Genomic DNA, 11897 nt, shown 5'->3' on the forward strand with positions numbered 1-11897 from the left:
CGACGCCCTCGCCGGCGCGGGGGTTGTGGTTGTGGTAGCCGCGGCGCATCTGTTCCAGCATCTGGGTGGGGTCCTCGGCCGGGTCGGGCAGGCTGTTGATGTCCGCGCGGGTCGGTTGCGCGAGGCGTCCGAAGATCGACTGCTTTGCCTGGGTGCGTCCTTCCGAGAGGTGGTGCCGTGGGGTGGGGCTCGTCGTACTCGTGGTGCCGCTCGTGCGGGCGGCACCACGAGTACGACGAGCACCACCCCACGGCACCACCTCTCGAAAGGACGCACCATGGCAAAGCAGTCGATCTTCGGACGCATCGCGCAACTGACCCGCGCGAACATCAACAGCCTGCTCGACCAGGCCGAGGACCCCAGCAAGATGCTGGACCAGATGGTCCGCGACTACACCAACAGCATCGCCGAGGCCGAAGAGGCCGTCGCGACCACCATCGGCAACCTGCGCCTGCTCGAGCAGGACCACGCCGAGGACGTCGCCGCCGCCGCGGATTGGGAGCGCAAGGCACTGGCCGCGAGCAACAAGGCCGACGAACTGCGTTCGTCGGGCAACACGGTCGACGCCGACAAGTTCGACGCCCTCGCCCGCGTGGCCCTCGGCAAGCAGTTGCAGAGCGAGAAAGAGGCGAAGACCGCCGAACCGCAGATCGCCTCCCAGACCGACGTCGTCGACAAGCTCAAGACGGGCCTCACCGGCATGCGGTCCAAGCTCGACCAGCTCGCCGCCAAGCGCGACGAGCTCAACGCACGCTCGAAGACCGTCGAGGCGCAGACCAAGGTCGCCGACGCCGTCCAGAGCATCGACATCCTCGACCCGACGAGCGAGATCAGCCGCTTCGAGGACAAGGTCCGCCGCGAAGAGGCCAAGATGCTCGGTCGTCAAGAGCTCGCCGCCTCGAGCCTCGACGCGCAGTTCGAGAGCCTCGACGACCTCGGCGAGCAGACCGAGGTCGACGCACGCCTCGCCGCCCTCAAGCTCGGCGCGCTCGACAAGTGAGCCAGCCGCTGCCCCGCACGCCGGCACCGGTGGACGTCCCGCCCGTGCCGGCGCGCCGGGCGGCACCCCGCCTGATGGGCGTCGACGTCGCCCGCGGCCTCGCCGTGATCGGCATGTTCGCCGCCCACATGTGGCCTCGCCTGCTGCTCGACGAGCGCGTCTTCGACGGGCGGTCGGCGATCCTCTTCGCGACCCTCGCCGGGGTCTCGCTCGGGCTCGTGTCGGGCGGCGCCCGACCGACGCCCCGCGGCGGTCGAGGGCGGATCGTCGGCGGCATCGCCATCCGGGCCGGCCTGCTGATCGTGCTGGGCCTCGCACTGCAGGCCTGGAACCCCTACCTCCTGGTGATCCTGCCGTACTACGGCGTCATGTTCGTCCTGGCGCTGGGGCTGCTGTACGCCCCCCGAGCCGTACTGTTGGCGGCCGCCGCGCTGCTCGCCGTCGTGGCCCCGTGGCTGGCCTCGTTCGTCCCCGTCGACGCCTACGGCGACACCGCGCTGTCCGGCGCCGCCGGCCTCGCGACCCAGGCCCTGCTGGTCGGCGCCTACCCGGCTCTGGTCTGGACGCCGTTCCTGCTCGTCGGTCTCGCCGCGGCGCGTTCCGACCTGACCCGCACCCGCACCCAGGTCACGCTGCTCGTCGTCGGGACGTCGGCCGCCATCGTGGGGTACTCGGCGCGCTTCCTGCCCGGCGCCTCCTCGGTCCCCTGGCTCGACCCGGCCGACCACGAGGGCATGCCGGCCGAGATCGTGGGCTCGGGCGGCGTCGCCGCCGCCGTGCTTGGGCTGCTGTTGCTCGCCACCACCGCGCGTCGTCCCGTGACGCCCCACGGCCAGGGACGAGGAGGCGCGGCTGCGGTCGTCCGCGCCGTCCTGCGACCCCTCGCGGCCACGGGCGCTCAACCGCTCACCGTCTACACGGCACACGTGCTGATCACCGCACCGCTGTTCACCGTGTACCGGCTGTCCGACCCGACCGCCGCCTACGGCTTGCCCCTGGGCCACCTGGTCGGCGCCGTCGTCCTCACGCTCGTCTACGCCACCCTCTGGCAACGGTTCGTCGGGCGGGGGCCCCTCGGGCGCGCCGTCGGTGCACTGAGTCGCCCCTGGACCGGGAGCACGGGCACCCGCCCGTGGCAGACGGTCGCCCGTGGGGTTCGTCGTGGTTCCACAGTGGCGGGGTTCGCCGTCGTCGCGCGCGATGCGGCTCGCCGAGGGCGCCTACGCGATCCTCGGCGACCTGCCGTCGACGGCCACCACCGTGGTCGAGGTCCCGGTGGGTGCGGGTGACTCTCTCGGGACGCGGGTGCACCGGCTCTCGTCGGTGCTCACCATCGCCGAGTCGGTCGGACGCGAGCTGCGGACCGACGACTCCCCCGCGATCGTGGTGGGCGGCGACTGCGGCGTCGAGTTCGCGGCCGTCCGTCACGCCGTCACCCCTCGCACCGCCGTCGTCTGGTTCGACGCCCACCCCGACCTCCACAGCCCTCGCAGCAGCGAGAGCGGTGCCTTCAGCGGCATGGTGCTGAGGGTTCTGATCGGCGACGCCCCCGAAGCCCTCCCGACCATCGGCCCCGGCCCGACGCCCGAGCCGCTCGCCCCCGCCCGGGTGGTGCTCGCCGGGGCGCGCAGCTACGACGACGCCGAAGACCGCTACATCGAGAGCCGTCACGTCCCCACGGCGTCGTCGCTCGACTTCGACCCCACCGAGGGGGCCGCCGCCGTCGAGGCCTCGGGGGCCACCGAGGTCTACCTGCACGCCGACCTCGACGTGCTCGACCCGGGAGTGATCGAGGGCCTGCTCGACCCCCAGCCGTTCGGCCTCGAGCTGAGCGTCCTGATCGAGACGATCACGGCCCTGAAGGAGCGGTTCACCCTCGTCGGTGCCGGCCTGTGCTCGTTCGCACCGGTCGACGCCGCGGCGGCCTCCGCCGCCATGGGCGCGATCCGGCGCATCCGCGGGGCCCTGGCGAGATGAGCGCCGGCCCGCCGAACGCCGCCCCGGCAGCCCCCGCCGCCTCTGGCGGCGACCGTCCGCGCGTGACGGTCGACCGCGACGGCCACGTGCTGCTGATCGGCCTCGACCGTCCCGAGAAGCGCAACGCCGCCGACCTCCGGATGCTGCGCGAGCTGGCCCTGGCCTACGGCGAGCTCGACCGCGACCCCGACCTGCGCGTCGGGCTGCTCTTCGCCCACGGCGACCACTTCACCGCCGGCCTCGACCTCGGCGACGTCGTGCCCGCGGTGACCGCGGAGGGCCTCGACGTCGTCCCCGAGGGCGGCCTCGATCCGTGGCAGGTGCACGGTCGCCAGGTGAGCAAGCCGGGGGTCATGGCCGTGCAGGGCACCTGCCTGACGCTGGGCGTCGAACTCGCCCTGGCGAGCGACGTCGTGGTGGCGAGCCGCGACGCCCGCTTCGGTCAGATCGAGGTGAGCCGGGCGATCCTCCCGTTCGGCGGCGCGACCATCCGCCTCCCCCGCCGGGTCGGTTGGGGCGACGCCATGCGCTACCTGCTGACGGGTGACCTCCTCGACGCCGAGGAGGCGCGGCGCATCGGAGTCGTGCAAGACCTGGTCGACGTCGGGTCGGCTTTCGACCACGCCCTCGACCTCGCCCGACGGATCGCGGCGCAGGCTCCCCTGGCCGTCCAGGCGACGCTGGCGAACGCCCGGCTCGCGGTGCGCGAGGGCGATGCCGCGGCCGAGGCCCGACTGCAGCCCGAGCTCGTGCGGCTGCTCGCCTCCGACGACGCCCGGATCGGGTTCGAGGCCTTCGTCTCGCGGACCGCCGCCGAGTTCACGGGACGCTGACCGCGCCTCCTCGGCCGTGGGCACATGAAAGAGCCCGCCCACCCCGGAGGGTGGACGGGCCCGAGAACGAGGCGGATCGGCCTACTTGAAGACGTCCTTGACGTCTTCGCCGACCTTCTTGGCGGAGGCACCGGCCTGGTCCTTCTGACCCTCGGCCTTCAGCTCGTCGTCGCCCTTGCGGTCGCCGAGAGCCTCTTTCGCCTTGCCGGCGATGTCCTGAGCGGCGTTCTTGATCTTGTCGTCGAGTCCCATGTGTGCCTCCTCGTAGGTTGACGCGCTCCGCCGCAAGGATCGCGGTGGTGCGCTGATGTCGGGGACGTTACCCGCGCCTCCGGAATCGCGCTCAGGCCGTTCAGGAAAGACCCAGGAGCGATTCACGAAACGGCCACGTGCCCCGGGCGCACCGCCTGGGAACACGTGCCGTGGGGAGACTAACGTCGGGGCCATGACGACTTATGACCTCATCGTGATCGGAGCCGGCGCTGTCGGCGAGAACGTGGCCGACTACGCCACCCGCAGCGGCCTCAAGGTGGGCCTCGTCGAAGCCGAGCTCGTCGGCGGCGAGTGCTCGTACTGGGCCTGCATGCCGTCCAAGGCGCTCCTGCGGTCCAGCGCCGTCGTCCGTGCCGCCAAGTCGCTCGACGGGGCCAAGCAGGCCGTGACCGGCGACGTCGACGTCGCCGCCGTGCTGCGTCGCCGTGACTCGTTCACCAGCAACTGGGACGACTCGGGCCAGGCCGACTGGGTCGAAGGTGCCGGCATCGACCTGATCCGCGGGCACGCCACGATCACCGGCGTGAAAGAGGTCACGGTGAACGGCGAGGTGCACCAGGCGAAGTACGCCGTCGCCGCGGTGACCGGATCGTCGGCGCTGCTGCCCGACATCCCCGGCCTGGCCGAGGCGAAGCCCTGGACCAGCCGCGAGGCCACCAGCGTGAAGTCGATGCCGCAGAGCGTCGTCATCGTGGGCGGCGGCGTCGTCGCGGCCGAGATGGCCACGGCGTTCCAGCAGCTCGGCTCGACCGTCACCCTGATCGCGCGCAGCGGTCTGCTCGGCGGGCAGGAGCCCTTCGCCGGCGAACGCGTCGCCGACTCGCTGCGCGGACTCGGCGTCGACGTGCGCCTCGGCGTCTCGCCCTCGAACGTGTTGCGCACCGAGCACGACACGGTCGAGGTCACCCTCGACGACGACTCCACGGTGCTCGCCGACGAGATCATCGTCGCGACCGGCCGCGTGCCCCGCACCTCCGACCTTGGCCTCGAGAACGTCGGGCTGACCCCCGGCGAGTGGCTCGACGTCGACGACACCATGCTCGTGAAGGGCACCGACTGGCTCTACGGCGTGGGCGACGTCAACCACCGCGCGCTGCTGACCCACCAGGGCAAGTACCAGGCCCGTGCCACCGGCGAGGTCATCGCCGCCCGCGCGTTCGGCAAGCCGGTGCAGGCCGAGCCGTGGGGTGCCCACGTCGCCACGGCCGACGACGCGGCCGTGCCGCAGGTCACCTTCACCGACCCCGAGGTCGCGAGCGTCGGCCTCACCGCCGACGCCGCCGGCAAGCGCGGCATCGACGTCAGGGTCGTGGACTACGACCTCGCGGCGGGCGCCGGTTCGGCGATCCACTCGGACGAGTACGAGGGTCAGGCGCGCCTGGTCGTCGACGAGACCCGCAAGGTGATCGTCGGCGCCACCTTCGTCGGCCCGGACGTCAGCGACCTGCTGCACGCCGCCACGATCGCGGTCGTCGGCGAGGTGCCGATCGACCGGCTCTGGCACGCCGTCCCCTCGTACCCCACGGTCAGCGAGGTCTGGCTGCGACTGCTGGACGCGTACGGCCGTCCGTGAGGAACCCGCTGATCGACTCCCCGATCTCGAGGCTCGGCTGCGCCTGGGCCACGGCCGTGGGGCTCGCGGTCGGGGTGCCGCTCAGCGTCGGACGCGGCCGCGTGGTCGGTGACCTGATCGTGTGCCGCGGACTGCCCCGCTGGGCGTTCAAGCGCGGCGGCACCTGCGTCGGTCGGGTGTACCTCACCCGGGACAACGACGGGCCGCACGTCCTCGAACACGAGGCCGTGCACGTCCGTCAGTGGCAGACGTACGGCATGCTGATGCCCGTACTGTACTTCCTGGCCGGCAGCGACCCGCTGTCGAACAGATTCGAGATCGAGGCCGGCCTCGAGAAGGGCGGATATCGATGACCCGCACCGTGATCATCACCGGGGCGAGCAGCGGCATCGGCCGCGAGGCCGCCCGCGAGCTCGCGAAGGGCGGCGCCGAGATCGGCGTCGTCGGGCGCAACCCCGAGCGCACGCGGGCCGTCGCCGACGAGGTGGGCGGGACGGCCTTCCTGGTCGACTACGACCGGCTCGACGACGTCCGGTCGCTGGCCGACCGCTTGCTCGACCGCTACCCCCGGATCGACGCCCTCGCGAACAACGCCGGCGGTCTCGTCAGCGAACGGGGCGTCACGGCGGACGGCTTCGAGCGCACCCTGCAGTCGAACCACCTGGCGCCGTTCCTGCTCACTCGACTGCTGCTGCCCCGTCTCGTCGAGAGCGGGGGCCGCGTGGTCTCGACAGCCAGCACGGCCAACCTGCTGGGCCACGTGCGGCTCGACGACCTCAACTGGTCGAAACGTCGCTGGGGCGGTGGGTGGCGCCAGTACGGCACGACCAAGATCGAGACCGTCCTCTTCATCCGCGAGCTCGCGAAGCGCACCGGGCTCGAGGCGTTCTCGTTCCACCCGGGCATCGTGGTCACCGGGTTCGGTTCGGACTCCCGCTCCATGCGGGTCGCGAACGTGCTGACCAACGGCAACTACGGCATCTCGGCCTCGGCCGGTGCCGTGCCGCTGGTCCAGCTCGCCGGGCCCACGACGATCGCGGTCGAGAGCGGCACCTACTTCGACCAGTTGAAGCCACACGGCCGCCTGCACCGTCAAGCGACCGACCCGCTGCTCGCCGAGGCCCTCTGGGAGCGCAGCTCCGAGCTCGTCGGCCTGCCCGCCGAGGTCTAGGCGCGACCCGGGAGCGAAGCGCAGGAGGCGCGACCGAGGTGGTCGCGCCTCCTGCGTTCTCGGGGGCCTCGCGTCAGGACTCGGACTTGCCGACCCGCCAGTAGCCCATGAAGGCGACCTGGCGCCGGTCGATGCCGACCTCGCTGACGAGGAAGCGACGGAGCGTCTTGATCGCCCCCGCCTCGCCCGCGAACCAGGCGTAGAGGTCGGAGCTGACGGCGGCACCGTGCGGATCGTCGCCCTGCGGGACGTCCCAGAGCAGGTCGTGGTCGACGTCGACCTCGCTCACCTCGACGCCGTGGTGCCAGGCGGTGACGTAGCGGGCCGTCCAGCGACGGACGGCGATGACCAAGGCCTCACCGTGGCCGGACGTCGCGTCGCGACGGGGCAGCCAGTGGACGTCCACCCCGGGAGGCGCGACGAGGTCGAGCTCGTCGGCCGCGGTCGGGACCTCGATGAAGACGCACCCCTTGGCGTCGGCCGGCAACGCCTCGACGATGGAGCAGATCGCCGGGGCCGCCGTCTCGTCGCCGGCCAACAGCACGGTACGCGCGTCACCGGGAGACCACTCGACCCCGCTGCCCGTGACGCCGCTCGTCGCGTCGGGACCGATCAGCATGAGGTCGTCGCCGACCCGTGCACGACCGGCCCAGGCCGAGGCAGGCCCGGTGTCACCGTGGCAGACGAAGTCGACGTCGACCTCGCGCAGCGCGGGGCGCGCGGCTCGCGCGGTGTAGGTGCGGAAGGCGTTCTGCTGCTCGGGCGGCAGGGCGCGCCACGAGGCGTACCAGTCGTCGGTGGGGAACGTGTCGTAGCCGGTGGCCTCGAGAGGCAGGACGACCTTGATGCGCTGGTCGAGGCCGTCGACGCCGAAGTCGCCCAGGTCGTCGCCGGTGAAGGTGATGCGCACGAACGAGGGGGCGAGGCGACGGACGGCCGCGACCCGGACGCGGTAGGGACGGTGGGCCGGCTTCGCCGGGCGCTCGACGGTGGCGGTGGCGGTGCCGGTGGACGTGATCGTCATCGAGGGGCGCCGGTCAGGCGTCGGCGGGGGTGCCGACGTGGAAGAGCTCGTGCAGGTCGTGCCGCAGGTCGTAGGCGAACGATGGCGGGCCACCGATCCAGACGACGTGCTCACCCGTCGCGACGGTCTCGGGTTCGACGTACATCTCGCCGAGCCAGGCCCGGACCGCCCGCTCGAGGGCCTGGCCGGGGGCACAGGCGGGGCCGGGGCCGGGGACGCCCGAGCGGCGGTCACGGGCGAGCCAGGTGACCGTGACGCGACCCGGCGAGGTGAGCGGCACGACGTCGTCGGCGCTCTCGACCTCGACGAACACCTGACCCCGGGCGCAGATCGGCAGGACCGAGAGCATCTCTCGCAGGACGGGGATCGACGTCGCGTCTGCGGCGAACAGGACGCGCAGGGCGTCGTGCGGCAGGGGCGGGTTCTGGTCTACGAGGAACATGTCCCCTCCAATATAGGTAAGGCTTGCCTCATCCGCCACACGGGTCTCTCGATTGACAGCGACCTCGCTGCCGTGATGGTAAGTTCTGTCGGGTTCGGGAGTCCGTCAGCGACGCCCGGCACAAGGGGCCGTGCCGTGTCCGACAGCAACACGGTGGCGGATCGCGTGGACCGGTTCAGCAGCGACCGGGACTCCCCCGCCGAACGACCGAGGGGCTCTCCCGCGCCCCCGGTCCCTCGTCGCCGTGGACGATCCGCCACGGCCATCCCCGGAAGGCCCCACCAGGTGCGCACCCTCCCCCTCTCCGCCGCCGTCGCCGCGCTGTTGCTCATCGTGACGGGCTGCTCGTCCGCCTCGTCCCCCGACGGATCGGGCACCCCCGACCCCGACGCGACCGTCACGGTCGGTCTCGTGCTCGAGCCGAGCGACCTCGACATCCGCACCACGGCGGGCATCGCACTCGACCAGGTGTTGATCGACAACGTCTACCAGGGCCTCGTCGGCCGCACGCAGGACAACGAGATCCGCGACGTGCTGGCCGCGAGCCACACGGTCAGCGACGACGGCCTCACCTACACGTTCACGCTGCACGACGGCGTGACCTTCCACGACGGTGCCGCGATGACGGCGGAGGACGTCGTCTGGTCGCTGTCGCAGGTCAAGGACGACGCCTCGCTCGCGAACCACGCCGACCTCGCCGCCGTCTCGACCATCACGGCGCCCGCCGCCGACACCGTCGTGCTCACGCTCTCGCGACCCGACTCGTCCCTGCTGTTCAACCTCACGGGGCGAGCCGGTCTCGTGCTGCAGCAGTCGGCGACGAACGACCTGTCGACCACGGCGAACGGCACCGGCCCCTTCGAACTGACGAGCTGGCGACAGGGCGACAACCTGCAGCTCGGGCGCTTCGACGACTACTGGGGCACCCCGGCGAAGGTCGCGGGCGTGACCTTCCGCTACGTGACCGACCCGTCCGCGGCGATCAACGCCTCGATCTCGGGCGACGTCGACGTGCAGACGGCGGTCGACGCGACCCTGTCGAGCCAGCTCGACGGCGTGGACGGCATCACGCTCGAGAAGGGCAAGACGACCGACAAGTACACCCTCGCGTTCAACAACGCCGTCGCACCGTTCACCGACGCGAAGGTCCGCAAGGCCCTGCGGCTGGCGATCGACAACGACGCGCTGATCGCCGCCGTCGGAGGGTCGGCCGTCGACCAGGGCGGCCCGATCCCCGAGCTCGACCCCGGCTACGCGGACCTCACGAGCGTCGACGCCTACGACCCCGACGAGGCGAAGAGCCTGCTCGCCGAGGCCGGCCACGACGGCGACCTGGCGCTGAGCCTCGAGTACCCCAACGTCTACCCGACCGCGATCGGTGACGTGCTGACGACGCAGCTCAAGGCCGTCGGCGTCACGTTGACGGTGCAGCAGGTCGACTTCAGCACCTGGCTCGACGACGTCTACGTCAACAAGGACTTCGAGCTCAGCATGGTGAACCACGCCGAGACCCACGACTTCTCGAACTGGGCGAACCCGGACTACTACTGGGGCTACGACAGTGCGCCCGTGCAGCAGCTCTACGCCGAGTCGATCGCGGCCACCGACCCGCAGGTCGCCGACGAGAAGTTGGCGGAGGCGGCGGAGATCGTCTCCGAGGACGCCCCCGCCGAGTGGCTCTACACGGCCACCACGCTGACGGCGATCCACGACGGCGTCACCGGGTTCCCGACGAGCTCGACCACGACCCGCCTCGACCTGGCTGACCTGGCCACGGCGGAGTGAGCCGCTTCGTCGTCGGCCGCCTGCTCCTCTTCGTCGGGGGGCTGGCCGTCGCGAGCGTGCTGATCTTCGCGACGCTGCGGTTACTGCCGGGCGACGTCGCCCAGGCGATCGCCGGGACGACCGGCTCGCCCGAGCAGGTGGCCGCCCTGCGTCAGCAGCTCGGCCTCGACCGTCCCGTCGTGGTGCAGTACCTCGACTGGGCCGGCGGGCTGGTGCGACTCGACCTGGGTGAATCGCTCGTCACGGGCACGCCGGTGATCGACGAGGTGCTCGACAAGCTGGCCGTCACCCTTCCGCTCGCGGCGCTCTCCCTGGTCTTCGGGTTGCTGATCGGCATCCCGCTCGGCGTGACGAGCGCACTCCGCCGCGGCCGCGCCTCCGGGGTCGTCCTCGGCACGGGGGCCCAGCTGCTGGCGGCCGTCCCGGTCGTCTGGGCGGGCATGCTGCTGATCGGCGTCTTCGCCGTGACGCTGCGGCTGCTGCCCACGCAGGGCTTCCCGGCCGACGGCTGGAGCGAGCCCGGGCGGGCGCTGCGCTCGCTCGTGCTGCCGGCCCTGACCATCGGCATCGTCGAGGGGGCCGTGCTGCTGCGCTTCACGCGCTCGGCGGCGCTCGGGGCCCTCGACCAGGACTACGTGCGGACGGCCGCCGCCAACGGCATGACCCGGTCGCGTGCCCTCGTGCGGCACGGACTGCCGAACGTCATGCTCAGCGTGGTGTCGATCCTCGGCCTGCAGGTGGCCGGCCTGATCGTGTCGGCCGTCGTCATCGAGCAGCTCTTCACGCTGCCGGGGCTCGGCCGCATGTTGGTAACCGACGTCGGTCGCCGCGACCTGACCAAGGTGCAGGGTGAGCTGATGACGCTGACCACGCTCGTGCTGTTCATCGGCCTCGTGATCGACGTCGTGCACCGGCGGCTCGACCCGCGCCTCCGCGAGGGCGACCGATGAGGCGCGGTGCGTTCGTCCGCGAACTGCTGCGTCGACCGCAGGGCGCGTTCGGGGTCGGCTGGTCGACCCTGATCGTCCTGTCGGCCCTGGTCAGCCGGTTCTGGACGCCGCTCGACCCGTTCGACACCGACCCGTACTCGGCCTGGCTGACGCCCTCGGTCGGGCACCCCTTCGGCACCGACTCGGTCGGCCGGGACATCTTCAGCTACGTCTTCGCCGCGACCGGCACGACGGTCGTGGTCGCCGTCGCCTCGGGCGTGGTCGCCACCGTGGTCGGGGTCGGCCTGGCCGCCCTGGGCTCGTTGACGGCGCGTTGGGTGCGCGAGTCGGTCGCCGTGCTGATCGACGTGCTCGTGGCGTTCCCCACGCTCCTCATCGCCATGGCCCTCGCCGCGGCGTTCGGCGGGTCGCTCACCGTCGTGGTCGTCGCGGTGGGCGTCGGCTACGGCTTGACGATCGCCCGGGTCAGCCGGTCCGAGATCCGCCAGGTCGCGCGGACCGACTACGTGCTCGCCGCCCGGGCGAACGGGCTCGGCACCGGGGCCGTGCTGCGTCGCCACGTGCTGCCGAACATCGCGCCCGTCTTCGTCGTCCAGCTCTCGCTGTCGATGGCCACGAGCGTGCTCGCCGAGGCGGGACTGTCGTTCCTCGGCTACGGCGCCCCCGCCGACACCGCCTCGTGGGGGCGTCTGCTGAGCGACCTGCAGAAGTTCATCGGCGTGCACCCCGGCTCGGTGGTCTGGCCCGGACTGGCCATCACGCTGACCGTCCTGGCGCTCAACCTGCTGGGCGACGCCGTGCGCGACGCCCCCGACCCGCGGCTGCGGTCCCGCCGTGCGGGACGCGACGTCCCGGTCGATCCGGCGACC

At 72.0% G+C, this 11897-nt stretch carries 14 protein-coding genes; 10 read left to right on the forward strand and 4 right to left on the reverse strand.

Features of this window, described 5'->3' with window-relative positions; translation table 11 throughout:
• Positions 1 to 259 (reverse strand): PspA/IM30 family protein (locus tag AEQ27_RS18460; protein ID WP_369813671.1); only part of this gene is annotated, 259 nt, incomplete at its 3' end.
• 18 nt (positions 260 to 277) lie between these two features.
• Here AEQ27_RS18460 and AEQ27_RS15490 point away from each other — a divergent pair.
• The 4 genes from AEQ27_RS15490 (at position 278) to AEQ27_RS15505 (ending at position 3810) form a co-directional block, all read left to right on the forward strand.
• Positions 278 to 1000, forward strand: a complete 723-nt coding sequence (locus AEQ27_RS15490) for a PspA/IM30 family protein (protein WP_054147486.1) — start codon at positions 278 to 280, stop codon at positions 998 to 1000.
• Positions 997 to 2289, forward strand: coding sequence for a hypothetical protein (locus tag AEQ27_RS15495; RefSeq protein WP_152970414.1), 1293 nt, complete (start codon positions 997 to 999; stop codon positions 2287 to 2289). Before AEQ27_RS15490 ends, AEQ27_RS15495 begins: the two co-directional genes overlap by 4 nt.
• On the forward strand, positions 2201 to 2977 hold the full coding sequence (locus AEQ27_RS15500; protein WP_054147488.1) for an arginase family protein: 777 nt from the start codon (positions 2201 to 2203) through the stop codon (positions 2975 to 2977). The genes AEQ27_RS15495 and AEQ27_RS15500 overlap by 89 nt, the downstream gene beginning before the upstream one ends.
• Before the next feature lie 62 nt (positions 2978 to 3039).
• Positions 3040 to 3810: a crotonase/enoyl-CoA hydratase family protein gene (locus tag AEQ27_RS15505; protein WP_369813672.1), complete on the forward strand. Its 771-nt coding sequence runs from the start codon at positions 3040 to 3042 to the stop codon at positions 3808 to 3810.
• Between the two features lie 81 nt (positions 3811 to 3891).
• Here AEQ27_RS15505 and AEQ27_RS15510 read toward each other — a convergent pair whose 3' ends face one another.
• A complete protein-coding gene (locus AEQ27_RS15510; RefSeq protein WP_043595102.1) occupies positions 3892 to 4062 on the reverse strand; it encodes a CsbD family protein in 171 nt (56 codons plus the stop codon).
• Positions 4063 to 4255: 193 nt separating this feature from the next.
• Between AEQ27_RS15510 and AEQ27_RS15515 the strand changes: the two genes are divergently transcribed.
• Genes AEQ27_RS15515 through AEQ27_RS15525 form a run of 3 tightly spaced genes read left to right on the forward strand, consistent with a single transcriptional unit; the run spans position 4256 to position 6827 of the window.
• Positions 4256 to 5656, forward strand: coding sequence for an NAD(P)/FAD-dependent oxidoreductase (locus AEQ27_RS15515; RefSeq protein WP_054147490.1), 1401 nt, complete (start codon positions 4256 to 4258; stop codon positions 5654 to 5656).
• Positions 5653 to 6009, forward strand: a complete 357-nt coding sequence (locus AEQ27_RS15520; RefSeq protein WP_200908388.1) for a Fe-S oxidoreductase — start codon at positions 5653 to 5655, stop codon at positions 6007 to 6009. Before AEQ27_RS15515 ends, AEQ27_RS15520 begins: the two co-directional genes overlap by 4 nt.
• Positions 6006 to 6827, forward strand: a complete 822-nt coding sequence (locus AEQ27_RS15525; protein WP_054147491.1) for an SDR family NAD(P)-dependent oxidoreductase — start codon at positions 6006 to 6008, stop codon at positions 6825 to 6827. The genes AEQ27_RS15520 and AEQ27_RS15525 overlap by 4 nt, the downstream gene beginning before the upstream one ends.
• Positions 6828 to 6900: 73 nt before the next feature.
• Here the strand turns inward: AEQ27_RS15525 and AEQ27_RS15530 are convergent, their stop codons facing one another.
• Both AEQ27_RS15530 and AEQ27_RS15535 read right to left on the reverse strand, forming a co-directional pair.
• Positions 6901 to 7851, reverse strand: a complete 951-nt coding sequence (locus AEQ27_RS15530) for a siderophore-interacting protein (protein ID WP_054147492.1) — start codon at positions 7849 to 7851, stop codon at positions 6901 to 6903.
• 13 nt (positions 7852 to 7864) lie between these two features.
• Positions 7865 to 8293: an SIP domain-containing protein gene (locus AEQ27_RS15535; protein WP_054147493.1), complete on the reverse strand. Its 429-nt coding sequence runs from the start codon at positions 8291 to 8293 to the stop codon at positions 7865 to 7867.
• 285 nt (positions 8294 to 8578) lie between these two features.
• Between AEQ27_RS15535 and AEQ27_RS15540 the strand changes: the two genes are divergently transcribed.
• The 3 genes from AEQ27_RS15540 to AEQ27_RS15550 all read left to right on the forward strand — a co-directional run.
• Positions 8579 to 10078, forward strand: coding sequence for an ABC transporter substrate-binding protein (locus tag AEQ27_RS15540; RefSeq protein ID WP_054147494.1), 1500 nt, complete (start codon positions 8579 to 8581; stop codon positions 10076 to 10078).
• Positions 10075 to 11028 (forward strand): ABC transporter permease, encoded by a 954-nt coding sequence (locus AEQ27_RS15545; protein WP_054147495.1) that lies wholly within the window; start codon positions 10075 to 10077, stop codon positions 11026 to 11028. The genes AEQ27_RS15540 and AEQ27_RS15545 overlap by 4 nt, the downstream gene beginning before the upstream one ends.
• Positions 11025 to 11897, forward strand: an 873-nt coding sequence (locus AEQ27_RS15550) for an ABC transporter permease (RefSeq protein ID WP_054147496.1), incomplete at its 3' end; no start/stop codon positions are given. The genes AEQ27_RS15545 and AEQ27_RS15550, both read left to right, overlap by 4 nt.

It is taken from the genome of Frigoribacterium sp. RIT-PI-h, assembly GCF_001297205.1.
Lineage (GTDB): Bacteria > Actinomycetota > Actinomycetes > Actinomycetales > Microbacteriaceae > Frigoribacterium.